This is a genomic window from Sphaerisporangium flaviroseum (assembly GCF_039537005.1).
GTDB classification, from domain to species: Bacteria; Actinomycetota; Actinomycetes; order Streptosporangiales; family Streptosporangiaceae; genus Sphaerisporangium; species Sphaerisporangium flaviroseum.
Genome location: NZ_BAAAZR010000004.1, coordinates 25,652 through 52,603, shown reverse-complemented (window position 1 = coordinate 52,603; position 26,952 = coordinate 25,652). Strand labels below are relative to the sequence as shown.

Genomic DNA, 26,952 nt, shown 5'->3' with positions numbered 1-26,952 from the left:
ATCCGAACGCGGCCGGACCCACGGAAACGAGGCCTCTACGCGGCCCGGGCCCACCTCCGCGAGATGGCGGGCGACCGGGGAGCGGCCGTGGAGGGCTACCGCGCGGCGGCGAGCCGCACCACCAGCATCCCGGAGCGCGACTACCTCACCACCCGCGCCGCCCAACTCGCCGCAGAGCGGGAGAGCCGGTCACTGGCGCCGTAGGCCCTGAAGGAAGCGCCACAGCGCCGAGCGTGGAGGCTCCTGGTGCTGGGGGGCCGGGGCTTGAGAGCGTCCCTGACTGATGGGCCTTGAGCCGGCGTTGCCCGAGGGGGTGTGGGCCTGACTGAGTTCGAACTGCACCGGCAGCGACCGCAGCGCGCGGAGGAACGGTGAGGGCCGCCACGGCAACTGGTCGGCGGGAAGCGCGAGCCGGATGCGGGAGAACCGCTCGAACAGCCGGCTGACGGCGATCGCGGTAATACGGGTGGCCAGCCGCTGTCCCTGGCAGCGGTGCGGGCCGACGCCCCATGCCAGGTGGGCTCGGGTGCTGCGTATGGCGTGGGGGTCAATGGCGGCGCCGAAGGCCGGATCCGCATGGGCGCCGGCCACGGACACCATGACCGGATCGCCGGCGGCTATGACGAAGCGCCCCATCTTCACGTCGACCGTCGGGAAACGGAAGGTGAGGTTCGCCATCGGGGGGTTGACCAGCGCCACCCGATTGATCGTTTCCTCGATGATCCCGTCGTTCAGGCTCGCCCGAACGTGAGGATTGACCAGTATTTCGACGATCGTGTTGCAAATGAGGCTCGCGGTCACGTCGCCCGTGAGGACCGGAAGCATTATCAGCTCGCGGGCCATCTCGTCGACGGTGAAGTCGGGATTGGCCGCGAGCATGTACGACGGGAAGTCCTGCCCGGGGTTCCTCATCTTCGTGACGGCCAGATCGACCACCGAGCTGAGGAGCCGGTGCGTCGCCTCGGCCGCGTCGGGACCGGCGTCGAGCATCCGCCAGATGTCCATGAAGACGTCGTCGCCCTGTGCGCTCTCGAAGCCGAGGAGACGGTTGATGACCATCAAGGGAAGCGGCCGTGCGAACTGTGCCGAGAGGTCCGCCCAGCCCACGGTGCCACTGCCCTCCGAGAGCACCGTGATCAGGTCGTCGGCGTACTTCTTTGCGGCGCGCTCCAGGGCCTGGGACTGCACGTGGGTGTGGTCCTGGAACGGCGCGAGCGCGGAGGTCCAGGCGTCGCGCACCCGGCGCAGCGGAGCCCCATCCTGGAACGCCGAGCTGTTCACCTCGAACGCCGGGGACAGCGGCCACTCCGGTGGTATCCGGCCCTCTGCTCTGTCCCGCCAGTTCGCTAGACGCTTGCTCCAGATGCCGCCCTGGTCCCCGAGGATCTCGCGAACTTCGCTGTAGCCGAGCACGAGCCAGACCGGCACCCCGAGGAGGTCGACCGGCGCGACCGGCCCGTACGTGTCGCGGAGACGTTCGTGGACGAGACTCGGGCTCGAGTCGTAATCCCTGGTGAGCAATGGTTCTGCGCGCATCGACGACAGCAGTTGGGGGATCGATGCGGTCCAAGGGTCAGGTTTCACGGGGGGCAGTACCTCTCTTGTTACGCGACCTTGGCGAGGTGGCGCGACTGCCGCCCCGAGAGCAGTCACGCGTGGCGCCGACCTGAAAGGAAATAGCAGGCTATCCGGTACTGTACGGGAAAGGGGAAGTTTCGGATGGGTCGTATGTGTCCGAACGAAGCAATACTTCTCGACGAACAGGACGCCCGCGGGCAACCCCATCCGCGGCACACCGCCCGAGGTCAAGCCCGTGCGGGTCCTGGCCGAAGCCGTCCTCCCCGGGACCCGCCAAGCGCCTGCCGCTTTTGCGAATCGGAGACGGGCACGCCGCGTTCGGGAGGCGGCTCGGGGAAACCCACTGGTGGAAACATCAGCAGGGCGCCCCGAGTCGACCTCACCGGTGGCGCAAGCCCAGCAGCAACCGGTCATTGATGTCGCACAGGTCATAGACCCTCTGCGTCCCGACAGCCCCAGATCGCAGTCGATGACCTCGATCTCGCACCCGTCCCAGCCCATCCGAGCCGCCAGATCGGCCAGATCGTACTGACGCCGGGCCGACTCGGTGTGCTCGCGGATCTGGACCAGCGTCGACTGGCGGACATACACGATCGCGACGCGTTCCAGGTGGGAACGCGTCACCTTCGACTCTCCCCGGATCGTCGGTGCTCGCCTCACCGCTGTGGCCTTGTCCGTTCGTCACGGCGGCAGCGTCACCGCCGGGCGCCGTCTCGCGCATCCGGCGCGCCGGCACTGTCTCCGGGCCGCCGGCCAGGGCGGATTCCAGCATGTTCGCCAGCACCGCGATCACCTCGGCGCATGCGGTTAAGCCGCCCGGTCCCGGCTGATCCAGGGGGTTCTGCTCGCCGGCACCATGACCGCCGACCCCTATTGTCATGATTCATCACCGCTTGAACAGGATTGGTCTTTCTTCTCCGAAAAGGCCACCCGGTCCCCGGCAATAACTACTCGCACCATGGCAGACGAGACGAACGACCAACACCACCGCAACGGTCACAATCTGTTACTGGCGGTGTGAGGAATGCCACCGTTTGGGTCACCGGTCATAGGGCACCACGCTCCGATGACACTTCCGCAGGTCACCGGGCCGGGGAGGGCCTCCCCAGTTCCCGCCGCCACTATCGATACGTTCCGCGCCCCATACGCCGGGGAGTTCTTCACGGCTGCGCTCCAGGCTCTTCGCCGCTTCCATGGCCTTCACCCCGATTTCGACGGGCTCGGCACTCCCTTGTCCCGCCCCGAAGACGGCTGAGTAACGACGCCGCAGGCTTCGCGTCATGCTACGGACCGCGCGATGGCCAACTCGCCTTCGAGTCTCCATCTGGACGCCGCCGTCGCTGATCCGCGCGACGTGAGCCCTGACAATCAGTCCTGGGTGGGGAAGCCAAGGTTGATTCCGCCGTGGCTCGGGTCGAGCCAGCGGGAGGTCACGACCTTGCCGCGGGTGAAGAAGTGCACGCCCTCGGCACCGTGCGCGTGGGAGTCGCCGAACAACGACTGCTTCCAGCCGCCGAAGGAGTAGTAGGCCATCGGCACGGGAATCGGGACGTTGATCCCGACCATGCCGACCTCGACCTCGTTCTGGAAACGCCGGGCCGCGCCGCCGTCGTTGGTGAAGATCGCGGTGCCGTTGCCGTAGGGATTGCTGTTCACCAACTCCAGCGCCGCCTCGTACGTCGGCACCCGCAGCACGGAGAGCACCGGCCCGAAGATCTCGTCGGTGTAGAGCGACATCTCCGTGGTGACCCGGTCGAACAGCGTCGGGCCGAGCCAGAAGCCCCGCTCGTCGCCGTCGATGTCCTGCTTGCGGCCGTCCACCACGAGTTCCGCTCCCGCCTCGACGCCCGCGTCAAGATAGGACGCCACCCGATCGCGGTGTGCGCGGGTGACCAGCGGCCCCATGTCGCAACCGCGCCGGCCGTCGCCGATTCGCAGTCGCGCCATCCGCTCGGTGATCTTGGCGATCAGCTCGTCGGCCACCGGCTCGATGACAACCAGCGCGGAGATCGCCATGCACCGCTCTCCCGCCGAGCCGAAGCCGGCGTTGATCGCGGCGTCGGCGACTAGGTCGAGGTCGGCGTCGGGGAGCACCACCATGTGGTTCTTCGCGCCGCCGAGCGCCTGGACTCGCTTGCCGGCCCGGGTACCTTGCTCGTAGACGTACTTCGCGATCGGCGTCGAACCCACGAACGAGACGGCCTTGACATCGGGGTGCTCCAGCAGCCGGTCCACCGCGACCTTGTCACCGTGCACGACGTTGAGCACGCCGTCGGGCAGCCCGGCCTCGCTCCACAGCGCGGCCATGAAGTTCGCCGCGCCGGGGTTCTTCTCGCTGGGCTTGAGCACGACGGCGTTGCCGGCCGCGATGGCGACGGGCAGGAACCACATCGGCACCATGGCCGGGAAGTTGAACGGGGAGATGACGGCCACGACGCCGAGCGGCTGGCGGATCGAGTGCGAGTCGACCCTGGTCGAGACGTTCTCCGAGAAACCGCCCTTGAGCAGATGGGGGATGCCGCAGGCGAACTCCACCACCTCCAGCCCCCGGATCACCTCGCCCAGGGCATCGGCGAGGACCTTGCCGTGCTCGGCGGTGATGATCGCGGCCAGCTCCTCCTTGCGGGAGTTGAGCAGTTCCCGAAAGGAGAACAGCACCTGCGCGCGCTTGGTCAGCGAAGCGTCGCGCCAGGCGCGCCAGGCGTTCGCTGCCGAGGCGACGGCCTCGTCCACTTCGGCGGGGGAGGCGAGATCGACGTGCCCGGTCACCTGGCCGGTGGCGGGGTCGAACACCTCGCCGGCGCGTTCACCGGTACCGACCCACGGCCTGCCGTCGATCCAGTGGGTCGTGTGCGTCATTTCCGCTCTCCGTGGGTGGTGCGGATCGCGCGGTCCCGGCGAGCACCAAAGATCTTTCGGAAGGTCCGGCGGACCCAATCGGCGATGAGGGATCCCAGCAGCGGCAGCACCCGCAGCGCCGACTCGTCCTCGGCGGGAGCCGGGGGGGCCGGAGCCGGGCGGGTGGGAGGTGCGCTCTCCGCGGCGACCGGCACGGCGGTCGCGACCGACTCCAGGATGGCCTGCTCGATCCGCTGGGAGGTCTGGGCCACCATCCGGTTGCCGACCTGCTCGATCACTCCCTTGCCCATGGTGGCGACGCGACCGGTGAGGGCAAGGTCGGTGCTCACGGTGACGCGCGATCCGGTGGCCGTCGGGACCACCGACATGGTGGCGTTGGCACGCACCGATCCGGCGGTGCCGCTCTCCTCACCCTCCGCCTCGATGGTGGCGACCCTGGTAACCGGATCCGCAGACAGGATGCGGGCGATGCCGCCGTACTTCACCGTGACGGGACCGACCTTGACCTTCAGGGTGCCCCGATAGGTGTTCTCGTCCAGCGCTTCCTGCAGGCTCACGCCCGGTACGCAGGTCGCCACCCGGTTCACGTCCATCAGGTAAGCGAAGGCCACATCCGGCTCCGCCATAATAACGAAACTGTGTTCGAGGTTCATGGCTAGTCCTTATCGATAGCGGCGAGGATCTCCGCTGGGAAGAGAGGCATCGAGGTGACGGAGACCTCGAACGGGGAGAGCGCGTCCTCGATGGCCTCGGCGATCGCCGCGACGACCGGGATGATGCCCGCCTCTCCGGTGCCCTTGATACCGAGCGGGTTCCAGGGGGAGGGGGTTTCCAGGTGGTCGAGGACCAGTGGTGGCAGGTCGTCGACGCTCGGCAGGTGGAAGTTGAGGAAGCTGGTGGTGGTGGGCTGGCCGTTGTCGGAGAAGGTCAGCCGCTCCAGCAGCGCGCCTCCGATGCCCTGGATCAGCCCGCCGATCACCTGACCGTCCACGACCAGCGGGTTGATGACCCGCCCGCAGTCGTGCACGACGACGTACTGGTCGATGGTGACCCGTCCGGTTCCCGGATCGACCTCCACCATCACACCGTGGGCCCCGCTGCCGAACACCCACTGACCGCTGCGGAAGTACTCGGTGGCCGAGAGCGAGACGGGCGCCTCGGAACCGGGCTCCCGGGAGACCCAGGGGACGGGCCGCTCCGTTCCGGGGTAGCGGATGGGGTTGGAACCGCTGGCGATGTCGGCGAGGCTCACCCGGGAGTTCTCGTCACCGCGGACGAAGACGTTCCCGTTCCCGGTCTCCAGGTCGTCGGGGGAGCATTCGAGCAGTACGGACGCGGTCGCGAGGATCTTCGTCCGCAGGGCCTGGGCGGCAACGGCGACCGCGTTGCCGCTCATCACCGCGGCCCGGCTGCCGAACGTGCCGTGTCCCACCGCGTTGGGACCTCCCGCCGCCGTGACCACCTGGACCTGCTCGACCGCGCAGCCGAGGACGTCTGCGGCGATCTGGGCGAAGGTGGTGGCATGGCCCTGCCCCTGGGATGGGACCGAGACTTCGAGAACGATGCGCCCGCTGCTGTTCAGCGTCGCGGCGCACCCCTCGTAAGGGCCGACGCCGGTGCCCTCGACATAGGTGGCCATGCCCAGGCCGAGGTGGCGGCCCTCGGCCCGCGCCGCGCGCTGCCGCTCCCGGAACGCCTCGACGTCGACGTGCGAGAGCATCCGGTCGAAGCCCTCCACGTAGCTGCCGCTGTCGTAGATCGCCCGGCTGCCGTCGTGCAGGTCGAGCCCAGTGTCGTAGGGGAAGGCGTCGGAGGGGATGAGGTTGGCGCGGCGCACCCGCCACGGCTCCACGCCGAGCCGCTTGGCGACCGCCACGATCAGGCGCTCCATGACGAAGACACCCTGCGGCCGACCGGCGCCCCGGTAGGGGCTCACCGGCGGCTTGTTCGTGTAGAGCACCCGGCCGCTGTAGCGGTAGTGCTCGATGTCGTACTGTCCGGGCAGGTGTGTTCCCGTGACGGCCGGCACAGCGATCCCGTACGGAATGTAGGCACCGGTGTCATGATCGAAATTGGTGCTCACCGCCAGGATCCGCCCGTTGTCGTCGAAGGCGACGACGGCCTGGTGGTGCTGTCCCCGCTCCTGGTTGGCACTGATGAAGTGCTCCCAGCGGTCCTCGGTCCACTTCACCGGCCGGCCCAGCTGGAGCGCGGCGTAGGGGACGAGCACCTCCTCCGGGTAGAACAGCATGATCTTGGTTCCGAACCCGCCGCCGACGTCGGGCGCGGAGACCTCCAGCTGGTCCAGCGGCACGTCCAGGATCCGGCTGAGCCCCTGGCGGATCGCGACCGGCGACTGGGTCGAGTCGAACACGGTGAGCTTCTGCCGGCGCGGATCCCAGTCGGCGAGCACGCCGCGGCCCTCCAGCGGGCTGCCGCAGCTGCGCTCGATGTCGAGGGTCAGCTCCAGGGTGTGCGGCGCGGACCGGATCACCCCTTCGGGATCACCCTTGACCTGCGACACGACGGCGGCCACGTTGCCGGGGATGTCGTCGTGCACGAACCGGCCGTCGCGCCCGGCGTCGTCGAACTCGACGACCTCCGGCAACGGCTCGTAGTCGATCTGGATCAGGTCCGCCACGTCCTCGGCGATGTAGCGGTCATTGGCAACGATCATGACGATGGCCTCGCCCACGTAGCGGACCCGGTCGACCGCCAGCGGCCGCTGGGTGCGCGGCGCCAGCAGGTCGGGGTGCGGGCCCAGCAGCGGCAGCGGGCCATTGAGGTCGCCGAGGTCGTGGCCGGTCAGGACCAGCCGCACCCCCGGCGCCCGCCGGGCCTCTTCGACGTCGATGCCGGTGATCCGCGCGTTCGCGTGCATGCTGCGGACGAAGTACGCGTGTAGCGAGCCCGACACGTGGATGTCGTCGAGATACATCCCGTTCCCGCGCAGCAGCCGGTCGTCCTCCAGCCGCAGCATCCGCCGTCCCACGTTAGCCGACATCGCCGCAGGCCTCCTTCGGTCCCGCGCAGATCTCGTCGACCGCGTTCATGATGTTGCGGTAGCCCGTGCACCGGCAGAGGTGCCCGCGAAGGGCGTCAACGGCCCGCTCCTTCGAGGGAGGTCCCTCCTCTTCCAGTACCGCGGTGAGTGACATGAGGATTCCCGGGGTGCAGAATCCGCACTGCAGGGCGTGGTTGCGCTTGAAGGCCGCCTGAACGCAGGAGAGTGGCTGCCCAGGCTCGGCCAGGGACTCCACGGTGCGCACCGCCTTGCCGCTTACCTGTACGGCGAGCATCAGGCAGGCCCGCACCGGCCGGTCGTCGACGAGCACGGTGCAGGCACCGCACACACCGTGCTCGCAGCCGACGTGTGTACCGGTCAGGTCCAGATCATGGCGGATGAAATCGGACAACAGCAGGCGGGCTTCCACCTCGCGCTCGACCAGCTGGCCGTTGACAGTGGTTCGGACGTAAGGCATCGGCGGCCTCCTCGGTTCAGCTCAGATAGCGGACGGGTCGATGCCCTGGTTTGCGTACGAGGTGACGGGGGCGATCGCCTCTCGATCGACGCGGGCGTCGATCAGCGTGGGAGCATCGCTCCGCAGCGCCGCGGCCAGAGCGCCGTCCAGCTCACTCTTGGAACGTACCAGGACACCGTCGGCGCCCAGCGAACGAGCCACCGCACCGTAGTCGAGGTCGGAGAAGTCGTTGATCTCCGGTATGACGTTCTTCTCGACGTACTTCTGCAGGTGGTACTCGAAGGCCAGGGTGCCGTTGTTGACAACCACGATCGTGACCGGGATGCCCACCCGCACCGCGGTCTCCAGCTCGGCGATGTTGTAGCCGGCCCCACCGTCACCGGTGACGCAGACGACCCGGCGGTCGGGTACCGCCAGCTGGGCGCCGAGCGCTCCGGGGATCGCCCAGCCGAGCGAACCCGCGGCCCGCAGGAAGGTGGTTCCCGCCTCCCGCGCCTGGTAGAGAACGCCGGCCCAGGCGGCCATGTAGCCGGTGTCGGCGACCACGACGTCGCTGGGTGAGAGCGACTCCGACAATGCGGACACCACCTCGCGGGGGTGCATCTGCCCGGACTCGCCGTCCGTCGAGGGCACCTTGAGCGCGCTCTGGCGCCAGTCGGCGACCCGCTCGGTCACCGAGGCCACCCACGCGGTGTCCCGCGCGCCCGTCGTGGCCTGCGGGTCGGCGCCCAGCGCCGAGATCAGGGCCTGGGCGGTGAGCTTCACGTCCGCCAGCACGTTGAGGGCCGCCGACGGGTCCAGCGCGTCCGAGCGGGTGTCGACCCTGATCAGGTCGGAGGAGAACATCGTGAAGGAGTCGCTGGTCACACTGCCCAGCCGGCTGCCGAGCACGAGCACGATGTCGGCCTCGGCGACGACGTCGTTGGCCACCCCGGCCGCGTAGCGGCCCACCACGCCCACCGCGAGCGGGTGCGCCTCGCTGATGGAGGCCTTGCCTCCGATGGAGGTGACGACCGGCGCCCGCAGGGCGTCGGCCAGCTGCTGCACCTCGGGGTTGGCCCCCGAGACGCGGGAACCGGAGCCCGCCATGATCACGACCCGGCGCGCGGAGGACAGCCGGGCCACCATCGCTTTGATCGCGTCCGGCGAGGGAGCCACCCGGTACTGCGGGGCCCGCAGGTGGGCCGCCGGGGCGTCCGGCGTGCCGTCGCCCGCCAGCGCCTCGGCCAGCACGTCACGCGGGATGTCCAGGTGCGCCGGGCCGGGCGCGCTGGTGGCCTCGTGCATGGCGCGGAGCAGCATCGACCGCACGTGCTCGCCGCGGAGCGCCTCGCCGGCCCAGTGGGTCACCGGGCGGTGCATCGCCAGCTGGTCCAGCAGCTGGTATTCGTGACGGTCACGGGTCGCCGCGGGCACCGAGCTGGTCAGCGAGACGACCGGGCTCATCGCCCAGTAGGCGTCCGCGAGTGCCGAGGCGATGTTGGCCGACCCCGGGCCGTGCTGGCCGTAGACGAAGGTCGGACGACCGGTCATCCGGGCGTAGCCGTCTGCCATGTAGGCCGCGCCCTGCTCGCTCCGGCAGGGGATCATCCTGATGCCCTCGCTCTGAAGGGCGGTCCACAGCGCGGGGTCACCACCGGTCAGCATGAAGAAGATATCGATCTCCTGTGCCCGCAGGGTCTCGGCGACGACATCGGCCACTCGTCTCACGTGAGCTCTCCTTGGTTCGGATTCATGTTCAGACTTGGGCAAATGACATGTACGGGGTCAGATTTGATACAGGGCGGGGCGCCGGCTCGTGGCCAGTCCCATAGCCGCCCGTACCGAGTCGAGGTGCGCCTCGTCGTACGGCGCGGAGGCCTGCTCGAAGGGGCCGTGGTCCGCCGCGTTCAGCACTGCCCCGTCGGGGCCGAACACGGCCGACCGCCCCAGGTAGTCGGCCGTCGTCCCGTCCGGCAGCGACTCCGGGCCGACGCGGTTCGCCACGACGGCGTACACCGACTGCTGGAGCGCCATCGCCTGCATCTCGGCGAGGAAGGTAGGTGCCGTCCCCACCGGCGAGGCGGTGGGGACCGCGACGATGCCGACCTCGTTGACGCGCAGGGTCGACCACGCCTCGGGGAAGTGCCGGTCGTAGCAGATCAGCACGCCCAGCCGGGCGAAGTCGAGGTGCCAGACCACCAGTTCGTGGCCCGGCTGGAAGTACTGGTCCTCCAGGAAGACCGAGCCGTAGTGACGGACGTTGCACAGGTGGGTCTTGTCGTAGACGAGCACCTCGTCGCCGGACAGCACGCCCCGGCCGGGGAGCACCTCTCCGGCCCGGTCGAAGACGACCGCGGCGTTGCGGCTGCGGTCCGGCCCCGGCAGGCACAGGCCGGCCACGACGTAGCTGCCCGTCCGCCGCGCGAGGCGGCGGTAGGGGGCGAACACGCTCTCGGTGTCCTGGTTCGCCAGGGTGTCGGCAAGCCACTCGCCGAGGTCTGGGGCGACCGGGAAGTACGGGACGTTCGCAATCTCCGGGAGCACGATCAGGTCGTGCAGACCCTCCGCCAGGTGCAGGGCGTCCACCGTCGCCGCGTCCAGCCCTCCGGCGGCTACCTGCGCCGCCGTCAGCACGCGTTCGCCTACCACGTCGCCTCCCGTTCAGACCGTGTCGTAGGAGCTGGGACCGCGCCGGATGAGCTGCCCGCGGCCGGGGCGGCTGATGGCCTGACCCCGCTCGGCGACCAGCTCGCCGCGCGAGTAGACGTAGCGCGGCCAGCCGTGGCACTCGTAACCCTCGTACGGGTCGTAGTCGGCCTTGGAGTGCATCTGGTCCGCGGTGAGCACCCGCACGTCAGCCGGGTCGATGACGGCGATGTCGGCGTCCGAGCCCACCGCGATGACACCCTTCTTGGGGTACATCCCGAACAGCTTCGCCGGGTTCGCGGAGGTCACCGAGACGAAGCGGCAGGGGTGCAGGCGCCCGGTGCGCACACCCTCGGAGAACAGCATCGGCACGCTGGTCTGCAGGTTGGACACGCCCGCGGGAATCTTCCAGAACGGTGCCTCGGCCAGCTTCTGCTCGCTGCGCCACGGGGCGTGGTCGGTGGCGTAGGTGTCGATGTCACCCAGCCGCAGGCCCTCCCAGAGCGCCTCGCTGTCCTCGGTGGAGCGGATCGGCGGCAGGCACACGAACTTGTTGCCCTCGGACTCGGGCAGCTCGTAGACGCTCTCCTCGAGGAAGAGGTAGACCGGCCGGGTCTCCACGAAGATCTTGTCGAAGCGTTCGCGCACCTCGCGGACCGCGTCCAGCGAGGCGGCCGTCGACAGGTGCACGAAGTACACCGGCGCTTTGAGGAAGGCCGCGTACTCGGCGATCTTCCGGGTGGCGATCGCCTCGGCCTGCGCCGGCCGGGCCTGCGGCAGGTACTCCACGCCGGTCTGCCCACGCTCACGGAAGGACTCGGTGAGGTGCTCGATCAGGGCGCCGTCCTCGGCGTGCACGTTGACCAGGATGTTGCTGGCCGCCGCCGCCTCTAGCACCTTCAGGATGCCCGAGTCGGGCAGCTGGAACCCGGTGACCGCGCCGAAGACCTTGACGCTGGTGAACCCGTCGGCCACCAGGGCGGGGAACTCCTTCACCGCGGTTTCGGCATCGCTCGTCACGACGACGTGCAGGCCGTAGTCGATGTTCGACTGGGTCTTGGCCAGCTCCAGGTCACGGTCGACGGCGCTCCGCAGCGACTCGCCCTCCTCCTGGAAGGCGTAGTTGATGATGGTGGTGATGCCGCCGGAGGCCGCGGCCTGGGTGCCGGTGTCGTAGTCGTCGGCGTTGTGCGACCCGACGTAGCTCACCCAGTGGTGAAAGTGCGTGTGCACGTCGATCGCGCCGGGCACCACGAAGCATCCGGCGGCGTCCACTACCTCGGTGGCGGGGGCGTCGATCTCGCCGAGCGCCACGATGACGCCGTCCTTGATTCCGACGTCCATCGGCTCCATCGACTCCGCGTTGACGACCATGCCGTTGCGGATGATGAGGTCCAGGGGCTGGGCCTCGGACTGCTCAATGGCGCTCATGCAGCCACTCCCTTAGTGCTGATCTTGGAAAGACGGTCAAGTAGCGCGGCAACGAGGATCAGCGAACCGATCGCGACCTGCTGCCAGAAGGCGGTGACGTTCAACAGCACCAGCCCGTTCTGGATGCTGGCGATCAGGACGGCTCCGACGACCGTCCCGGCGATGCTGCCGACCCCGCCGTTGAGCGACGTGCCGCCGATCACGACCGCGGCGATCGCCGCCATGAGGTCGGCACCGCCCACGGTTCCCGAGCCGGCGTCCAACCGGGAGGCGAGGATGATGCCCGCGACGCCGGCCAAGCCTCCGCTGAGCACGAGGACGACGGCCTTGGTGCGCCGTACGTTCACTCCCGACAGCCGGGCCGCGTCTGGGTTGCCGCCGACGGCGTAGATGTTCAGGCCGAATGAGGTGCGGTGCAGCACGAGGGCGAGCACCGCCAGGATCACCGCGGCCATCAGGACCGGCGCCGGGATGCCGAACAGGCTGCCCTGACCGATCGCGCCGAACTGGGGTCCCAGCCCGAACACCGAGGTGCCCTGCGTGAGCAGGTAGGCCGCGCCGCCGGCCACGCTCAGCATGGCCAGGGAGGTGACGAACGAGGGCACGCCCAGCTTGCTGGTGAAGAACGCGTTCACCCCGCCGACCGCGGCACCGGCTAGCACGCCGAGCACCAGGGCGACCGGCCAGGGCAGTCCCACGGTCACGATGAGAACGGCGGCCAGCGAGCCAGCCAGTGCCTCCACCGAACCGAGCGACAGGTCGATCTCCCCGGCGATGAGCGCCAGGGTCAGCCCGCCCGCGATGATCGCCAGGGTTGAGGCGGCCAGGAAGATGTTCAGCAGGTTCGGAACGGTGGCGAAACTCGGGGTAGCCACCGTGAGACCGATCCAGATGATGACCAGGGCTGCCGTTGTCCCGCCGACCGAGGACCGCGCACCGCGCAGAATCCGGATCGCGCGACCGGCCGGCGGCGCCGGGGCCCGCGTGCGCAATGGCCCGCTTTGCGCCTGTTGAGTTTTCACGTGCCCTCCTGCCCTTCCGAGGGTCGAACCAAGTGGAATGTCCCGAAGCCTGGCAGAAACCATCAGAACCAGTCAAGATATTGGCCTGACCAATTATCGATAAGTGCGGATACTCTTTGGAAGCTTGCAGGTCTTTACCAGGGAATCTATCCTTGGTCTGCTAAAACTGGTCAGTCCAGACGTTGGAGGTTCGTCATGAAGCCCGCGATGATGGAGTACTACGCCCCCACCCGGCTCGACGAGGCCACCACCTTGCTGGCCGAAGCCGCCGAGAACGGCGGAAAGGTGATCGCCGGAGGCCAGAGCCTGATCCCGATGATGAACTTCCGGCTGGTCCGCCCGCCGGTGCTTATCGACCTCGGCGGGGTGGCGGAGCTGACCTCGATGGAGGCGACCGATTCCCACCTGTCCCTGGGCGCCATGGTGACCACCGCGACCATCACCTCGTCTGATCTGGTACGCCGCAACTGGCCACTGCTCGCCCACGCGGCGACCTGGGTGGGACACGATCAGATTCGTAACCGGGGCACCGTCGGGGGAAGCCTGGTCCACGCCGACCCGTCGGCGGAGATGCCCGCAGTCATGCTCCTGGCCGATGCCGGCCTTGAGGTCCGCTCGGCCACCGGGTCACGCACCGTGGACGCGGCGGACTTCTTCTGGGGATACATGTCCACCGCGCTGGAGGAGGACGAGATCCTGGTCCGTCTCACCCTGGAGATCCCCCCGCCCGGTACGCGCTGGGGCTTCTGCGAGTTCGCGCAGCGGCACGGCGACTTCGCCGAGGCCGGGGCCGCCTGTCTGCTGCCGCCCGGCGGCCAGCCCCGCGTTGTCGCGTTCGGCGCCGCGGACAGGCCCTTCCGGGCCACGGAGACCGAGTCGGTACTGCTCGCGGGCCCGGCAGTCGACGCCGAGAAGCTCAGGCGCGCCGCGTCGGAGGACGCGGCGCAGGCAGAGGTCAAGGACCGGACCAAGGTTCGTCTGCTCGGCACAATGGTGCAGCGGGCCATCGCCATGGCCAGGGACCAGCAGGTCTGACCAGACAGACGAGGACAGGCCCGGCCGGACGCGCGTGCGCGTCCGGGCCGGGCACTCCTGTGCGGGCCGGGCATGGGTGTGGCTCGGCCGGACGCGCGGGTGGGCCTGGTCGGGCGGTTGTGTCGGTCCCTTCGGGATCTTTTCCGCGGATCCCGAAGGAACGGTTACGTAAGCCCTAGACGGGACGGAACTGGTCCTCCACCCGGGCCAGGTGCAGCAGCATCGCCGCCCTCGCCCGCTCCGGGTCACGTGCCCGGATGGCCGAGGCGATCGTCCTGTGCTCGACGGCGGACAGCAGCCGGGACTCGGCGCTGTTCGCGGTCACCGCGAGCACCTGATACTCCAGATCGCGAATGCCGCGGACCACGCTGAGCAGCAGGCGGTTGTTCGTGCGCCGCACGATCCACTCGTGGAACGCGATGTCCAGCTCGGGGAAGGTGTGCTGGTCCGAGGCGTCCAACGCGTCGAGCAGCTGGTCGAGCTCGCCGAGATCGTCGTCCGGCAGGTGCATCGCCGCCATCGCGGCGGCCTGCGGCTCAAGAAAACGCCGCAACTCGAACAGGTCGATCTCCGAGCCACGGACCAGCCGGAAGGCGTAGCTCAGCGGCGCCAGGAGAAACTCCGGACTCAGATCCGTGACGTACGTGCCAGCGCCGCGCTTGGACTCAACGATGTTGACGGCCTCCAGGCTCCGCAGTGCCTCGCGCACCAGCGGCCGGGAGACCCCCAGCAGCGTCGCGAGCTCCCGCTCGGCCGGCAGCACGTCTCCGGGAGAGAGCTCGCCGTTCAGGATCAGGTTGATGACGTGCTCTTTCACGTCGTGGAGAGGGCCAGACACGGTCTTCACGCTACCGGAGGTCCGCCGAGGATATGGAAGGCGAAGAGGTGCCGACGCGCCGTCGGCACTCGACCGTGTCCGCCCCGGGCCGACGACCGGTTCCGCCGGTTGTGCCGGTGCCGGGTCAGCGGCCGGTTCCACCGACCCGGACCTATCGGCGCTGCTCACCGTTTCGGTTATGACGTCACGCTGCGGGGTGCATCGAGGAGGAGGTTGTCGCATGACGCATGATCTCCTTTTCGTCTGTTCCGCGAGGCAGTTCGGCGGCGACGGCACCCTGGCGGAAGACGAGCACCCGATCACTCATGCCGCAGATCTCCTGGCCGTCCGAGCTGACGAGGATCACGGCCACCCCCGTACGGCCCAGCTCGCGCAGGATCGCATAGATCTCCGCCCGTGCGCCGACGTCCACGCCGGCTGTCGGCTCGATCAGGATGAGCACCTTCGGACGGGTCGCCACAGACTTCGCGATGACAACCTTCTGCTGGTTGCCGCCGCTGAGCCCGCCCACCGGGACCGCCGGATCCGAAGGTTGGATGTTGAAGTCGGCGATCGCCTCCAGCGCCGCCTGCCGGACCCGCTGGCGTCGCAGCATGGCACCGGCGCTGCGGATCGAGCCCCGTACGGTCGGGCAGGCTGCGATAGTCAACGCGAGGTTGCGCTCGATGCTCATATCGGCCACCAGGGCGTCCGATCGGTTCTCCGGGACAAGGCCGATCCCCTCGCGCATCGCCTGCGCGGGTGAGGAGACACGGATCCGCCTGCCCTGGACCGTCACCTGGCCGCCAACGAGCGGACGTACGCCGGCCAGCGCCTCCGCGGCCTCCACCATCCCGGCACCGACCAGGCCGGTGAGGCCCAGCACCTCGCCGGCACGTACCTCCAGCGAGAGCGGAGGCGCGGTGCCGACACCGACGTTCGATACCTTGAGCACCGGTGCGTCGCCGGACTGCTCCGTCGCCGGCGGGTACATCGCCTGAACCGGCCGGTCCAGCATCGCGGCGATCATGGAGTCCACGTCCAGCTCTGCCTTGCCGAGCCGTTCCACGACGGCGCCGTTGCGCATGACTGAGGCCCGGTCACACAGCGTCGTGATCTCGTCCAGGCGGTGACTGACGTAGACCAGCCCCACGCCGTGCTCGCGCATACCGCGCAACCGATCGAACAGCGCCTCACGGTCGGCCGCGGTCAGCGAGGCCGTCGGCTCATCGAGGATCAGCACCTTGGCGTCGGTGGCCAGCGCGCGGGAGATCTGAACAAGCTGGGCTTCGGGTACGGACAGCGCGGAGATCGGCGTCGTGACGTCGAAGTCCAGCCCCATCGTCGCCAGAGCCTCTTCCACGATTGGCTTGGCGCCGCGCCGGTTGAGCATTCCCCACCGCGTCGTACGCTGCGATGCCTGAGACTTTCCCAGCAGGAAGTTGTCCAGAATGGTCAGCCCTTCCACCAGCGGCAGGTGCTGGTGGATGGCGTAGATGCCGAGCTTCTCCGCGTGCAGCGGGTTGCGCAGGACCGTCTGCTCGCCGTTGACCTCCAGACGCCCCCGGTCTGGGGAGTGCACGCCGGTCAACACCTTGATGAGTGTCGACTTGCCCGCGCCGTTCTCCCCGACGAGGGCGTGGATCTCACCCGGCTCAAGGCTGAAGCTCACCGCGTCCAGCGCCTTGACACTGGAGTACGTCTTACTGACCTCGACGGCTTCGAGAAGCGGCCCGCTCATTGGGCATTCTCCACAGCTCGCATGTCCGTTGTCATCAGCACTTCCCCGAGATGGCCTTGGTGACGCGCGCACGCAGCATATGGTCCACCTCGAACGGCGAGCCGTTCACAGTCACGCTCTTCGCGCCCTGCTCGATCTCCTTGAGGTGCTCGGTAGTCAGCAGCGTGATGGGCGGTTCGATCTTGGCGGGAACCTTCTCGCCCTTGATGGTGGCCAGGGAGGCGTCGATGAACTTGGCTCCGATCTGGTCCAGGAACAGGATCCCGTCGGCCGCAAACGTTCCCTGATGGGTCGCCTGCAGGCCGATGCAGCTGCCGTTGTAGCCGATGAGAGTCACCTTGTCCTGCAGTTTGCGGGCGCGCAGGGCGGACAGCGCCCCGAACGCCATCTCGTCGTTGTCGGCGAAGATCGCATCGATGTCGGAGTTGGCGGTGAGCAGGTCAGTCGTCACGCGCAGGGCTTTGTCCCGTGCCCAATCAGCCGGCTGGCGGGCGACCACCTTGGCGTTGGGCGCGGTCTCGGCCAAGCCCTGCTCGAAGCCGTCCGCTCGCTCGATACCGGGAGTGTCAGCCGGGGCCCCCTCCAATACCAGAACGCGGCCGGATCCGCCGAGCTTCTCGCCGAGCCACCGGCCGGCCACCTTCCCGCCCGCGGTCTCGTCCCCGATGAGCGAGGACGTGACCAGGCCGTTGCCGTCGGTGCCGGGCACCTGCGACTGAAGGATGAAGACTGGGATGTTCGCCTGCTTGGCCTGCTGAAGCATCGGCATGATCTGCTGCTTGTCCCACGGCTCGATGCCGAGCGCGTCGACCCGCCGCGAGATCATGGTCTGCACCTTGCTGATCATGTCCTGCATGTTGGCACTGTCCTGGGCCAGCAGCTCCACATCAGCGTGCTTACCGGCCTGTGCGATGGCAGCGTCCGCCATGTCCTTGATCGCGGGGTTGTTCCACGCTTGCGTCACCATCCCGATAGTGGTCTTACCAGTTTCGATTGATGTCTCCGCTGTGGCGCAGGCGGTGGGAAGCACGAAAAGGATGCCTGCCGCCGCGATTGTCCAACGACGCATGATATCTCCAGGGACCAGGGAGGGGATTCGCTAGTTGGCGGTTGCTAGTGCGGTTGAGCGTGTCATCGAGGCGTAACCCTGTCAAGATTTTGGCCTGACCAATTTTCTAGACTGCTCGCGAGCGCGATGGGCCACGCCGGCAGTCTCCGGTAGGGCAGTCATTCAATTACCCAAAGGAGGCGGTTGTGGATGAGACGCAGCGGCGTGAGGGCCGTCCGGAGCCGGCCAGGGCGCGCAGGCAGCGCGGGCTGGGCCAGGGAGCGGCAGCGGAAGCGGTCAGGGTGGGCCCGACGACCTGGGTGGCAATCCCCTGAAAGCGTGGAGACGTTTCTATGCGGCGGTGGCCTCGCGAGGCCTTGTGGTGGTGGCCGCTCGGGCAGCCATGATTCGGTGTTCGTAGTCGATGAGGAATAGCCCGTCGGTGGCGCTGTGCCGGCGGCGGGTGTTGTAGAAGTCGGTGATCCAGGTTGTGATCTTCACGCGTGCCTCGTCGCGGGTGGCGAAGCGGTGCCGGTGGACGAACTCGACTTTGAGGGTGAAGTTGAACGACTCTGCGGCGGCGTTGTCCAACGCGCAGCCGGCCCGGCCCATGGACTGGATCACGCCCCAGTGCCGGCAGGCAGCCTGGAAGCGGGCGGCGGTGTACTCGCTGCCACGGTCGGTGTGGAAGATCACCCCGTCGACGGCGCCGCCTCGGGTGACGGCGGCCATCTGCAACGCGGATGGCGCCCGCCGAGCCAATACACGGCGCAGTGCATTCGGCGACCGCGTTGCCAGAGGTCTCGTGCTCCCTATATCGACCCCGAGACGGACCGGGGCCCACCGAGCTAATGGCTGTCCTGTCAGGCCGCCGACCGCTCTGTCGCCGCCTCGCTGTAGTCGTTACCTATCTCATCGAATTGTTGAGACGGCCCATCATTTTCACCGGGTTGTTGATCGCTAGGCGAAGGGGGTCCATGCCAGGGGACCGCTTCGACAGTCCCGCTGATGGAATTGCGACGATAGAGCAGGGCAGGGCGGCCCGATAGCTCCCGCGCCTTCACGACATCGCCATTGACCAAAGTAACCTTGGTGCCAGAGGTAAGGAAAAGGCCGGCTTCAACGATGCAGTCGTCACCTAAGGAGATTCCGAGGCCGCACATAGCGCCAAGAAGACAACGTTCCCCGATAGAGATAGATCCGCTACCCGGGATATTCCCCATGATAGAGGCGCCACCTCCAACGTCTGAGCCGTCCCCCACAACCACACCTGCGGAGATCCGGCCCTCAACCATTGAGGTACCTAGCGTGCCCGCATTAAAGTTAACGAAGCCCTCATGCATCACGATCGTACCCCGGCCCAAATAAGCTCCTAGCCGTACCCGTGACGCGTCGGCGATCCGCACTCCCGCTGGCTGCACATAGTCAGTCATTCGGGGAAATTTATCGATCCCGTGAATAGTTAGGTAGCCGGCTTCGGCTCGGACCGCCAACCGGGCGGCGTCAATTTGTTCCAGAGGCATTGGGCCGATGGATGTCCACGCTACATTCGAGAGCAGTCCGAAAATTCCATCTAGATTTAATCCGTGTGGTTTGACCAGACGATGGCTAAGCAGGTGTAGACGAAGATATGCGTCGTGCGTGTCGACTGGCGGGTCAGCGAGGTCGGCAATTGTAGTGCGAACCGCAATAGTCTCAACACCGCGTCGGGGATCCTGGCGGAGCGCAGCTGCGTACTGCCTAACCTCATCGCTGGTAAGGCGTATGGTTACCGCTCGGCCCGGTTGTTCTACCAGCTGTGGTGCTGGGAACCAAGTGTCCAATACAGTGCCGTCTGGGGAAATGGTGGCAAGGCCCACAGCTATCGCCCCGGTTGCCTCATCGATCCGGTCATAACCGTGGCTAATCGGCCGCTGAAACACCGACGGAAGATCGACAGAAAAGCTCATGGCCATGCTGTCGGGTGCTGGAGCACGTCGCGCCCCACCTGCAACCAGCACGCGCGCCCACCACGGGGACACTCTTGAGTCGGCGGTGTCAGGCCGGCAGGGTGCCAGGAGTGATCGGGAAGATCTCCCGCTACCGGTGATGGGGTATCGGGTTGGACAGTGCCGCATGCGGAATCGGTCCGCCGGTTGGTAGCGGACCGGGCCGGCGATCTGACGGCGCAGGACCGCGTTCTGGTGCCGCAGCGCGAGCGATTCCGCATCCTTCACGGCCTCGCTGCGTAGCAGCACCCCCGGGACGGACAGCAGCCGGCGGACACCTTGTACACCAGTGAGGCCGTCACGCGGACATGCTGCCAGTCGAGACCGAATCGCTGCCGCCACATGTAGCGACGACTTTCCGACCCCGACAAGATCGGCTGTGGCGTTCTCGAACGGCCCGGCGTGCGGCGTTTGGACAGCCGGGCCAGGCCGGTGCCCGGGTCCAGGTCGCCCGGCGGCAGTGGGACGCGAGCGCGGCGATGGGTGAGGAAGACCGACCTGGCCGGGCGCCCGTCCAGCAGACGGGCACCCGACCGCGTGCGAGGTCAAGGTGCCGACGCCGGTCCCGGCCCCTACCGCGAGGCCGGGCGACCGGTCTGCCTGGCCGTGGGGCTCGGCGACCGGCCGCCGGCAGCCGTTCAGCCCTTGCCGCGGACCGTGATCGGCATCTGCGGCATGCGGAACCGGTCCTGTTCGGCCGCGCGGCTGGCGGCCGCGGGCCCGGACCGCCTGGCCAGCGGGGCTGGAGCGCCGCCCGACATCCCGCCGGTCGTGAAGTCCCACCACACCCCAGGCACCTCGTCGGCGACGACGGTCTCCGCGGTCCTGGTGCCGCCGTCATACCTCAGCGTGTAGATCAGGCGCTGGTTGTCGTCGGTGATGAAGGCGGTCACCGGCCAGGACTGCCCTGGGGCGCTGCCGGCGAGGTGGGTAGCGCCTCCAATGTAGCTGTGGAGGCTGCTCACCCAGTCGTCGTCGACGTACTCGTAGGCGAGGGCCGTGCCGTCCTTGCTGAGGAACATAACGCGCGGCGCGCCCCTGACCGCGGAGGCGATCGCGTCGGCGGTCAGCTCCCGCCCGGCCGAGTGCCGAAATGGGTGCCCGGCAACCGGCGTCGCGCACTAGGCGGAACTCCTGCGGGTAAGCCTCGGCGTCCAGGCGCCGCATCGACGGGACGCGTTGCAGTAGTGCGCCGTCGCCTGGTTCTCCCCGTCCTCCTTGTAGCTGCCGAGCCCCAGGGCGAGGCCGCCGTGTCAAGGGTCAACGAAGTTGATCGCATAGCGATGCCGTCGGCACCCTTGATTCGGTGGTCTCAACCGGGACACTCGATCAGCGAGGAGGACGGACCTTCGGATTCGAAAGCATCGACGATCATGGTTCCGAACGGTTCAATGCGGGTCAACGGGCATACGCGGTCCATACCTTCAACGATCGTCCGTCACTGCCCTCACCATCGATCGCAGCAAGGCGGCCGAGGCGTGGCGGCCCCCACGACAAGCTCGCCGTCCGCTACCAGGCCTCCTGCACACCGCGATCATCCGGTGCGGTCGCCGGTGTGCTCTCGTCTCCTCGTCTTCGGTTCCGCGCGATCACCAGCGGCTGTGGTGCCGCACCTGGCGAGAGCGGCGATCACCGCGCGGATCGCCGGCCGCCGTTCGGCGGTCGAACGCCACGACGCGAACACCCGCCGCCGCAACATGGGTCTCGTCGGTACGATGCGTACTCCGTCCGGTACCGGCCCGCGCCCCAGCCGCGGGCTGATCGCGATGCCGATGCCGGCGGCGACGAGCGCAAGCTGGGTCGAGTGTTCGGAAGCGGTGTGCATGAGTCTCGGGGCTACGCCGTGCTTGCGAAGCACCTGCTCGATCCAGTCACTGCAGATCTGCCCGCTCGACCAGGTGACCCACTCTTCATCTGCGAGATGGTCCAACAGCAGCCTCTCGCGCCGGGCGAGCGGGTGCTCCACCGGCAACGCGACATCGAGCAGGTCGTCCAGCAGATGCAGGCGTGACAGCCCGTCCGGCAGTTCCACCGGCGACTCCGCCCAGTCCTGCACCACCGCGACGTCGACGTCGCCGCGGCACAGGAGCGGCACGGCGTCCGTCGGCTCCATCTCGGTCAGGCGTACCACGAGCCGCTGATGCTCCGCACGCAGTGACCGCAGCACGTCCGGCAACAGTGCGCGCGCGGCCGTCGCGAAGGCGGCCACCGTCAGGTTGCCGACCACCGCGCCCCGCCGGTCGGCGAGATCGGCTTCGATGCGTTCCACCTGGGCCAGCAGCCGGTCGGCGTGATCGGCGAGTGCCACCCCGGCGTCTGTGAGCCGGATGCCGCGGCCGTGGCGCTCGACCAGGAGCTGACCCACTTCGCGCTCGAGCCGGGCGATCTGTTGTGACACTGCCGACGTGGTGACGTGCAACGCCTCAGCGGCACCGCGTACCGAGCCGCTCGTGAACACCGCATGCAGCACACGCATGCGTTCCAGGTTGAGCACGTAGCAATGCTACGCAGAACTGGGAAGAAAGTCTCGCTTGTCTAAATCGATACCGAGCCCGCAGAGTACTGCCCATGACCCCTACCACCCTCACCCTCGGCGATCTGACCGTTGCTCGGCTGGGCTTCGGTGCGCTCCGGCTCGATGCGGCGACGGCCGGCGAACGGGCGGCTTCGACCGCCATCCTGCGTCGCGCGGTTGAGCTCGGCGTCACGTTCATCGATACCGCGGACTCTTACGACCTGGGCCGGAACGAGGAACTGATCGCCGAAGCGCTGCACCCCTATCCGGCCGATCTCGTCATCGGCACCAAGGCAGGGCAGTGCCATCCCGGCGATGAGTGGATCCCGCTCGGGCGGCCGGAGTACCTCCGCCAGCAAGCGGAGCTCAGCCTCCGCCGGCTTCGCGTGGACTGCATCGAGCTATTCCAGCTGCACAGGATCGACCCGGCCGTTCCGCTCGCTGACCAGGTCGGTGCGCTGAAGCGTCTGCAGGACGAGGGAAAGATCCGGCACATCGGGCTGTCCGAGGTCACCATCGCCCAACTGACCCAGGCCACCGAGATCGCGCCGATCGTCAGCGTGCAGAACCTCTACAACCTCCACCACCGCCGCTCGGAGCGCCTACTCGAGCACTGCGAACAGCTCGGGATCGCATTCATTCCCTGGCTCCCCGTGCAGCCGAGCGCCCACGCAGGGGCCGGTGAGCCGATAGTCGAGATCGCCGACCGACTCGGCCTCTCAACCACTCAGGTCGCGCTGGCCTGGTTGCTGCACCGCTCTGCGGTGATGCTGCCGATCCCCGGCACGTCAAAGCTCGCGCACCTGGAGGAGAACCTCGCCGCCGCCCACGTCGTGCTGAGTGATACTGACCTGACCGCGCTGGACCCGGTACCCATGCGCGTTTAGCAAGCCACGTGCCCGGCCGCATGCAGGCGGGAACCCCGGCCATCACCGCGATTTGCGTCACCCAGCCCGCCCAGCCGGAAGGAGGTGTTGCATCCACTCGCCCATCGGTCGCGGTGGCTATGTCGACGAGTCCGGATGGCCTTTGTCGATGAGCTCGGGAGGCGAACGGGGTGCCCGTCACGCCTTGGGGAATCGCGATGCGCATCGGCAAGGTCGCATGCACCTACCGGGTCGCGGTCTGCCTGTCCGCCGTGCTGATCTGGAGCAGGACGGACTCGATCGGCACGGGCCTAGGAGATCTTGCGGCGGTAGGAGTTCATGGCGAAGATGTAGGCGACGATGAGGATGCCGGCGCACCAGGCGAGGGCGAACCAGATGTCGGTGCCGACCGGCTGCTGGGCGTACAGGTTGCGGATGGCGTTGACGATGGAGGTCACCGGCTGGTGCTCGGCGAAGGCGCGCACCGGGCCGGGCATGGTGGCGGTGGGCACGAATGCCGAGCTGAGGAACGGCAGGAAGATGAGCGGGTAGGAGAACGCGCTCGCGCCGTCCACGGACTTCGCGGACAGGCCGGCGATGACGGCGAGCCAGGTCAACGCCAGGGTGAACAGGATCAGGATGCCGGCGACCGCGAGCCACGCCGGCACTCCCGCCCCCGAGCGGAAGCCCATGAGCACAGCGGCGAGCACGACGACCACAAGTGAGATCACATTGGCGACCAGCGAGGTCAGCACGTGACCCCACAGCACGGACGACCGCGCGATCGGCATGGACTGGAAGCGCTCGAAGATGCCGCTCTTCATATCCATGAAGAGCCGGAACGCGGTGTAGGCGATGCCCGAGGCGACCGTGATGAGCAAAATGCCGGGCAGCAGGTAGTTCACATATGAAACCGACCCTGTGTTGATCGCGCCGCCGAACACGTAGACGAACAACAGCAGCATGACGATCGGCGTGATCGCGGTCGTGATGATGGTGTCCACGCTGCGCGTGATGTGGCGCAGGGACCGTCCCAGCAGGACGGCGGTGTCGCCGAAGAAATGCTTGGTCATCGTTGTTCCTTACTCGTCGGTGCCGGCGTTGCGGTCATTGCCGGCTCGCCGTTCTTGCCGTCGGTGCCGATGAGCGCGAGGAAGACGTCCTCGAGGGTCGGCTGCTTCTCGACGTATTCGACCTTGGCGGGCGGCAGCAGCCGCTTGAGCTCGGCCAGGGTGCCGTTCACGATGATCCGGCCCTGGTGCAGGATCGCGATCCGGTCGGCGAGCTGTTCGGCCTCGTCCAGATACTGCGTGGTGAGCAGCACCGTCGTACCCTGGCCGGCGAGTTCCTTGACGGCCTGCCACACCTCGATGCGCGCCTGGGGGTCGAGCCCGGTCGTCGGCTCGTCGAGGAAGATGACCGGCGGATCGCCGATGAGGCTCATCGCGATGTCGAGGCGGCGGCGCATGCCACCGGAGTACGTCGACACCTTCCGCGCGCCCGCCTCGGTCAGCGAGAACCGCTCCAGCAGGTCATCGGCGATCGCGCCCGGATTCTTGAGGTGCCGAAGCCGGGCGACCAGCACGAGGTTCTCCCGGCCGCTGAGGATCTCGTCGACGGCCGCGAACTGTCCGGTGAGGCTGATGGACTCACGCACGTCCGCGGCCTGCGTGGCGACGTCGAAGCCGTTCACGCTGGCAGTCCCCGCGTCGGCCTTGAGCAGCGTGGACAGGATTCTCACGACCGTGGTCTTGCCCGCCCCGTTGGAGCCGAGCAGGGCGAAGATGCCGCCCCGCGCCACGTCGAAGTCCACGCCGCGCAGCACCTGCAGTGTCTTGTACGACTTCTCCAGGCCCTGCACATGGATTACCTGGGTGTGTTGTGCTGTCATCAGACTGTCCTGTCTTCTTTCCTGGTGTCTTCGCTCGCGGCGCGCTCGATGGCGCTGGTGAACCGCTCCCGCTCCCGGCCGATCCACCGCCCGACGGAGTAGTTCTGCACGAACGCCTCGACGAACTCCACGGGGTCCGCCCCGAAGATCTCGCGGATCGGGGTTCCGTCCGCCGCGCTCTGCTCGAACAGATCGGCGAGGTCCTCGAACATCGAAGCTGGAGCCGTTCGGTGAGGAAGCTCCAGGTCCTCCAGAACTCGTCGAGGTACTCCCGTCCCTGAGCGTTCAGGGAGTACACCTTGCGCGGCGGACCCTTCTCGGACGGGACCTTCTCCACGTCGACGAGGCCGCGCTGCTCGATCCTGATGAGCAGTCGCCTGTCTGCCCATGGAAAACACCCCGACTTCCGCTACTCGGTGTCGCTGACTACCGGTACAAAGTAACACCGAGTACTGGTACCTAGCAACACCGAATAGTGGAGTGCAAGCCGGGACCGCAAGCGTGTCGCCGCCGCGGATGCGGCGGGAGCACCGGTGGCCACAAGCGCAGCCGCGAAAGCCACCATCGCCGACCACCCTGATACCGCGCCGTCGCCGTGCTGACATGACCGCTGACACGCAGGACGGTCGCCGGGGACGGCTGACGGACCTATGATCCGCCGCTACGTCATCTGGCGGAACGAACACACCACCGACGAGCGCGTGCGCAAGGTCGTCGCCCGGGCCGACATCGCCTGACTGCCCGGTCCCCGCACGAAGCGGCGCATCGCGTCCGCTTGCCCCGATCTGGCCATGTCCTTTAGGGCGTGTATGGGAGGCCGAAAGGTTCTTGTACACACAAACGTCATCAGTTACGTTGTCGCTGGAAACGTAATCGATAACGTTTGCAATGAGAGGGCCGTATGGCCGAGGTCGGTGCGCCGGTGACGATGAGCGATGTCGCGCGGGCGGCGGGTGTCTCCACCGCGACGGTGTCGCGGGTGGTCAATGGACGTTACGGCGTCAGCGCCGACACCGTCGCGCAGGTGCGTTCGGCCATCGAGCGGCTCGGCTACGAGTCGAGTCTGGTGGCGACAAGTCTGCGGCGCAGCCGTACCAATGTCCTGGGTCTGGTGACCCGTACCTTCCAGTCTTATACGGCCGAGGTACTCAAGGGTGTGATGAAGGCGCTGAGCGGGTCGGGCTTCGACTTGATCATCTACGCCAACAGTGATCTCTATGAGACGTACGCGGAGGGCTGGGAGCAGCGGCATCTGAACCGCTTGTCGGGCACGCTCACGGACGGGTGCATCGTGGTCACGCCCTGGGGCGAGGTGCGGAGCAGCACTCCGGTCGTGGTCATAGATCCGGTGAGGGGCTCGACGGCGCCGTCGGTGACGGCGGACAACCGCGTGGGCGCCACCTCGGCGGTCGAGCATCTGCTCGGTCTGGGGCATCGGCGCATCGGATTCATCGCGGGCCGTTCCAGCCTGGAGTCCGCGTGGTCGCGTGAGGAGGGTTACCGGGAGGCGCTGGCCGCGGCCGGTGTTCCGGTCGATCCGACGTTGATCGGCAGAGGTGACTTCAATCCCGAGTCCGCGGCCCCGTTGGCGCGCGCGTTGCTGGACAGGCCGGACCGTCCGACGGCGATCTTCGCGGCGAGCGACGGCATGGCGCTGAAGGTTCTGCAGGTCGCGAAGGAACTGGGGGTCAGCGTCCCCGACGACCTGTCGGTGGTCGGATTCGACAACATTCCGGAGTCGGCGTTCGCCGAGCCGGGCCTGACCACGGTGGATCAGTCGATGTATCGGCTCGGATACGAGGCCGCGCGCATGCTGAAGTCGCTGGTGACCGGCGAGTGGGAGGGGCAGCGCCAAATGCTGCTGCCGACCAGCTTGGTGGTCCGCGGCTCCACCACACCACCTGGGGCCGCGGCGAGAGCGTGACCCTCACCCACAGACCCAACGTCCAGGCGCACCTGAAGTTCAGATGAACAACGCGAAGCACTGATGGAGGTGAGGCGCACACCCCACGGCAACACCCACCCAAGAAATAGGCCGGCTAGTCGGGTCG

The 26,952-nt window shown here is 67.8% G+C and carries 23 protein-coding genes; 4 read left to right on the top strand and 19 right to left on the bottom strand.

The window, feature by feature from the left end; genetic code table 11:
* Nucleotides 1-189: 189 nt before the first annotated feature.
* The 9 genes from ABD810_RS11995 to ABD810_RS11955 form a co-directional block, all read right to left on the bottom strand.
* The gene (locus ABD810_RS11995; protein WP_344938002.1) at nt 190-1,584 is read right to left on the bottom strand and encodes a cytochrome P450 family protein; all 1,395 of its coding nucleotides are present in this window, start codon (nt 1,582-1,584) and stop codon (nt 190-192) included.
* Between the two features lie 1,362 nt (nt 1,585-2,946).
* On the bottom strand, nt 2,947-4,437 hold the full coding sequence (locus tag ABD810_RS11990; RefSeq protein ID WP_344938000.1) for a CoA-acylating methylmalonate-semialdehyde dehydrogenase: 1,491 nt from the start codon (nt 4,435-4,437) through the stop codon (nt 2,947-2,949).
* Nucleotides 4,434-5,090 carry an SRPBCC family protein gene (locus ABD810_RS11985; RefSeq protein WP_344937998.1) on the bottom strand — a complete coding sequence of 219 codons (657 nt, stop codon included), beginning with the start codon at nt 5,088-5,090 and terminating at the stop codon, nt 4,434-4,436. Before ABD810_RS11985 ends, ABD810_RS11990 begins: the two co-directional genes overlap by 4 nt.
* Before the next feature lie 2 nt (nt 5,091-5,092).
* A complete protein-coding gene (locus ABD810_RS11980; RefSeq protein WP_344937996.1) occupies nt 5,093-7,441 on the bottom strand; it encodes a molybdopterin cofactor-binding domain-containing protein in 2,349 nt (782 codons plus the stop codon).
* Nucleotides 7,431-7,919, bottom strand: a complete 489-nt coding sequence (locus ABD810_RS11975; RefSeq protein WP_344937993.1) for a (2Fe-2S)-binding protein — start codon at nt 7,917-7,919, stop codon at nt 7,431-7,433. Before ABD810_RS11975 ends, ABD810_RS11980 begins: the two co-directional genes overlap by 11 nt.
* 21 nt (nt 7,920-7,940) lie before the next feature.
* On the bottom strand, nt 7,941-9,629 hold the full coding sequence (locus ABD810_RS11970) for a thiamine pyrophosphate-binding protein (RefSeq protein ID WP_344937991.1): 1,689 nt from the start codon (nt 9,627-9,629) through the stop codon (nt 7,941-7,943).
* 57 nt (nt 9,630-9,686) lie between these two features.
* The gene (locus tag ABD810_RS11965; protein WP_344937989.1) at nt 9,687-10,550 is read right to left on the bottom strand and encodes a carbon-nitrogen hydrolase family protein; all 864 of its coding nucleotides are present in this window, start codon (nt 10,548-10,550) and stop codon (nt 9,687-9,689) included.
* 12 nt (nt 10,551-10,562) lie between these two features.
* Nucleotides 10,563-11,978, bottom strand: coding sequence for a dihydropyrimidinase (hydA, locus tag ABD810_RS11960; protein ID WP_344937987.1), 1,416 nt, complete (start codon nt 11,976-11,978; stop codon nt 10,563-10,565).
* On the bottom strand, nt 11,975-12,853 hold the full coding sequence (locus ABD810_RS11955; protein ID WP_344937985.1) for an ABC transporter permease: 879 nt from the start codon (nt 12,851-12,853) through the stop codon (nt 11,975-11,977). Before ABD810_RS11955 ends, hydA begins: the two co-directional genes overlap by 4 nt.
* Before the next feature lie 342 nt (nt 12,854-13,195).
* Between ABD810_RS11955 and ABD810_RS11950 the strand changes: the two genes are divergently transcribed.
* Complete coding sequence (locus ABD810_RS11950; protein ID WP_344937983.1) at nt 13,196-14,035, top strand: FAD binding domain-containing protein; 840 nt, start codon at nt 13,196-13,198, stop codon at nt 14,033-14,035.
* 175 nt (nt 14,036-14,210) lie between these two features.
* On the opposite strand, the gene ABD810_RS11945 is transcribed toward ABD810_RS11950, so the two are convergent.
* The 3 genes from ABD810_RS11945 to ABD810_RS11935 form a co-directional block, all read right to left on the bottom strand.
* Complete coding sequence (locus tag ABD810_RS11945; RefSeq protein WP_344937981.1) at nt 14,211-14,873, bottom strand: FadR/GntR family transcriptional regulator; 663 nt, start codon at nt 14,871-14,873, stop codon at nt 14,211-14,213.
* Between the two features lie 184 nt (nt 14,874-15,057).
* A complete protein-coding gene (locus tag ABD810_RS11940; protein ID WP_344937978.1) occupies nt 15,058-16,593 on the bottom strand; it encodes a sugar ABC transporter ATP-binding protein in 1,536 nt (511 codons plus the stop codon).
* 34 nt (nt 16,594-16,627) lie between these two features.
* Entirely contained in the window at nt 16,628-17,662 is a 1,035-nt protein-coding gene (locus ABD810_RS11935; protein ID WP_344937975.1) for a sugar ABC transporter substrate-binding protein, read from the bottom strand.
* Nucleotides 17,663-17,847: 185 nt separating this feature from the next.
* Between ABD810_RS11935 and ABD810_RS11930 the strand changes: the two genes are divergently transcribed.
* Nucleotides 17,848-17,976 carry a hypothetical protein gene (locus tag ABD810_RS11930; RefSeq protein ID WP_344937973.1) on the top strand — a complete coding sequence of 43 codons (129 nt, stop codon included), beginning with the start codon at nt 17,848-17,850 and terminating at the stop codon, nt 17,974-17,976.
* Nucleotides 17,977-17,992: 16 nt separating this feature from the next.
* On the opposite strand, the gene ABD810_RS11925 is transcribed toward ABD810_RS11930, so the two are convergent.
* From ABD810_RS11925 to ABD810_RS11910, 4 genes are all read right to left on the bottom strand, one after another.
* Complete coding sequence (locus ABD810_RS11925) at nt 17,993-18,373, bottom strand: integrase core domain-containing protein (protein WP_344937971.1); 381 nt, start codon at nt 18,371-18,373, stop codon at nt 17,993-17,995.
* Nucleotides 18,374-18,504: 131 nt separating this feature from the next.
* On the bottom strand, nt 18,505-19,590 hold the full coding sequence (gene dapD / locus ABD810_RS11920) for a 2,3,4,5-tetrahydropyridine-2,6-dicarboxylate N-succinyltransferase (protein ID WP_344939010.1): 1,086 nt from the start codon (nt 19,588-19,590) through the stop codon (nt 18,505-18,507).
* A 677-nt stretch (nt 19,591-20,267) separates the two neighbouring features.
* Nucleotides 20,268-20,651: a hypothetical protein gene (locus ABD810_RS11915; protein WP_344937969.1), complete on the bottom strand. Its 384-nt coding sequence runs from the start codon at nt 20,649-20,651 to the stop codon at nt 20,268-20,270.
* Between the two features lie 512 nt (nt 20,652-21,163).
* The gene (locus ABD810_RS11910; RefSeq protein ID WP_344937967.1) at nt 21,164-22,123 is read right to left on the bottom strand and encodes a LysR family transcriptional regulator; all 960 of its coding nucleotides are present in this window, start codon (nt 22,121-22,123) and stop codon (nt 21,164-21,166) included.
* Nucleotides 22,124-22,197: 74 nt separating this feature from the next.
* Between ABD810_RS11910 and ABD810_RS11905 the strand changes: the two genes are divergently transcribed.
* Complete coding sequence (locus tag ABD810_RS11905) at nt 22,198-23,031, top strand: aldo/keto reductase (protein WP_344937965.1); 834 nt, start codon at nt 22,198-22,200, stop codon at nt 23,029-23,031.
* A gap of 290 nt (nt 23,032-23,321) precedes the next feature.
* Here the strand turns inward: ABD810_RS11905 and ABD810_RS11900 are convergent, their stop codons facing one another.
* The 3 genes from ABD810_RS11900 to ABD810_RS11890 are packed head-to-tail and all read right to left on the bottom strand — an operon-like array spanning nt 23,322 to nt 25,113.
* On the bottom strand, nt 23,322-24,083 hold the full coding sequence (locus ABD810_RS11900) for an ABC transporter permease (protein ID WP_344937963.1): 762 nt from the start codon (nt 24,081-24,083) through the stop codon (nt 23,322-23,324).
* Nucleotides 24,080-24,901 carry an ABC transporter ATP-binding protein gene (locus ABD810_RS11895; protein ID WP_344937960.1) on the bottom strand — a complete coding sequence of 274 codons (822 nt, stop codon included), beginning with the start codon at nt 24,899-24,901 and terminating at the stop codon, nt 24,080-24,082. The genes ABD810_RS11900 and ABD810_RS11895 overlap by 4 nt, the downstream gene beginning before the upstream one ends.
* A complete protein-coding gene (locus ABD810_RS11890) occupies nt 24,901-25,113 on the bottom strand; it encodes a hypothetical protein (protein ID WP_344937958.1) in 213 nt (70 codons plus the stop codon). The genes ABD810_RS11895 and ABD810_RS11890 overlap by 1 nt, the downstream gene beginning before the upstream one ends.
* Before the next feature lie 689 nt (nt 25,114-25,802).
* Here ABD810_RS11890 and ABD810_RS11880 point away from each other — a divergent pair.
* The gene (locus ABD810_RS11880; RefSeq protein ID WP_344937955.1) at nt 25,803-26,825 is read left to right on the top strand and encodes a LacI family DNA-binding transcriptional regulator; all 1,023 of its coding nucleotides are present in this window, start codon (nt 25,803-25,805) and stop codon (nt 26,823-26,825) included.
* Nucleotides 26,826-26,952: the final 127 nt, after the last annotated feature.

Bases quoted from the DNA above. Each gene is read 5' to 3' on its own strand.
- ABD810_RS11975 (WP_344937993.1), bottom strand. From the start codon at position 7,919: ATGCCTTACGTCCGAACCACTGTCAACGGCCAGCTGGTCGAGCGCGAG.
- ABD810_RS11880 (WP_344937955.1), top strand. From the start codon at position 25,803: ATGGCCGAGGTCGGTGCGCCGGTGACGATGAGCGATGTCGCGCGGGCG.
- ABD810_RS11940 (WP_344937978.1), bottom strand. From the start codon at position 16,593: ATGAGCGGGCCGCTTCTCGAAGCCGTCGAGGTCAGTAAGACGTACTCC.
- ABD810_RS11905 (WP_344937965.1), top strand. From the start codon at position 22,198: ATGACCCCTACCACCCTCACCCTCGGCGATCTGACCGTTGCTCGGCTG.
- ABD810_RS11915 (WP_344937969.1), bottom strand. From the start codon at position 20,651: ATGTTCCTCAGCAAGGACGGCACGGCCCTCGCCTACGAGTACGTCGAC.
- dapD (WP_344939010.1), bottom strand. From the start codon at position 19,590: ATGAGCTTTTCTGTCGATCTTCCGTCGGTGTTTCAGCGGCCGATTAGC.
- ABD810_RS11895 (WP_344937960.1), bottom strand. From the start codon at position 24,901: ATGACAGCACAACACACCCAGGTAATCCATGTGCAGGGCCTGGAGAAG.
- ABD810_RS11935 (WP_344937975.1), bottom strand. From the start codon at position 17,662: ATGCGTCGTTGGACAATCGCGGCGGCAGGCATCCTTTTCGTGCTTCCC.
- ABD810_RS11990 (WP_344938000.1), bottom strand. From the start codon at position 4,437: ATGACGCACACGACCCACTGGATCGACGGCAGGCCGTGGGTCGGTACC.
- ABD810_RS11985 (WP_344937998.1), bottom strand. From the start codon at position 5,090: ATGAACCTCGAACACAGTTTCGTTATTATGGCGGAGCCGGATGTGGCC.
- ABD810_RS11950 (WP_344937983.1), top strand. From the start codon at position 13,196: ATGAAGCCCGCGATGATGGAGTACTACGCCCCCACCCGGCTCGACGAG.
- hydA (WP_344937987.1), bottom strand. From the start codon at position 11,978: ATGAGCGCCATTGAGCAGTCCGAGGCCCAGCCCCTGGACCTCATCATC.
- ABD810_RS11890 (WP_344937958.1), bottom strand. From the start codon at position 25,113: ATGTTCGAGGACCTCGCCGATCTGTTCGAGCAGAGCGCGGCGGACGGA.
- ABD810_RS11900 (WP_344937963.1), bottom strand. From the start codon at position 24,083: ATGACCAAGCATTTCTTCGGCGACACCGCCGTCCTGCTGGGACGGTCC.
- ABD810_RS11980 (WP_344937996.1), bottom strand. From the start codon at position 7,441: ATGTCGGCTAACGTGGGACGGCGGATGCTGCGGCTGGAGGACGACCGG.
- ABD810_RS11925 (WP_344937971.1), bottom strand. From the start codon at position 18,373: ATGGCCGCCGTCACCCGAGGCGGCGCCGTCGACGGGGTGATCTTCCAC.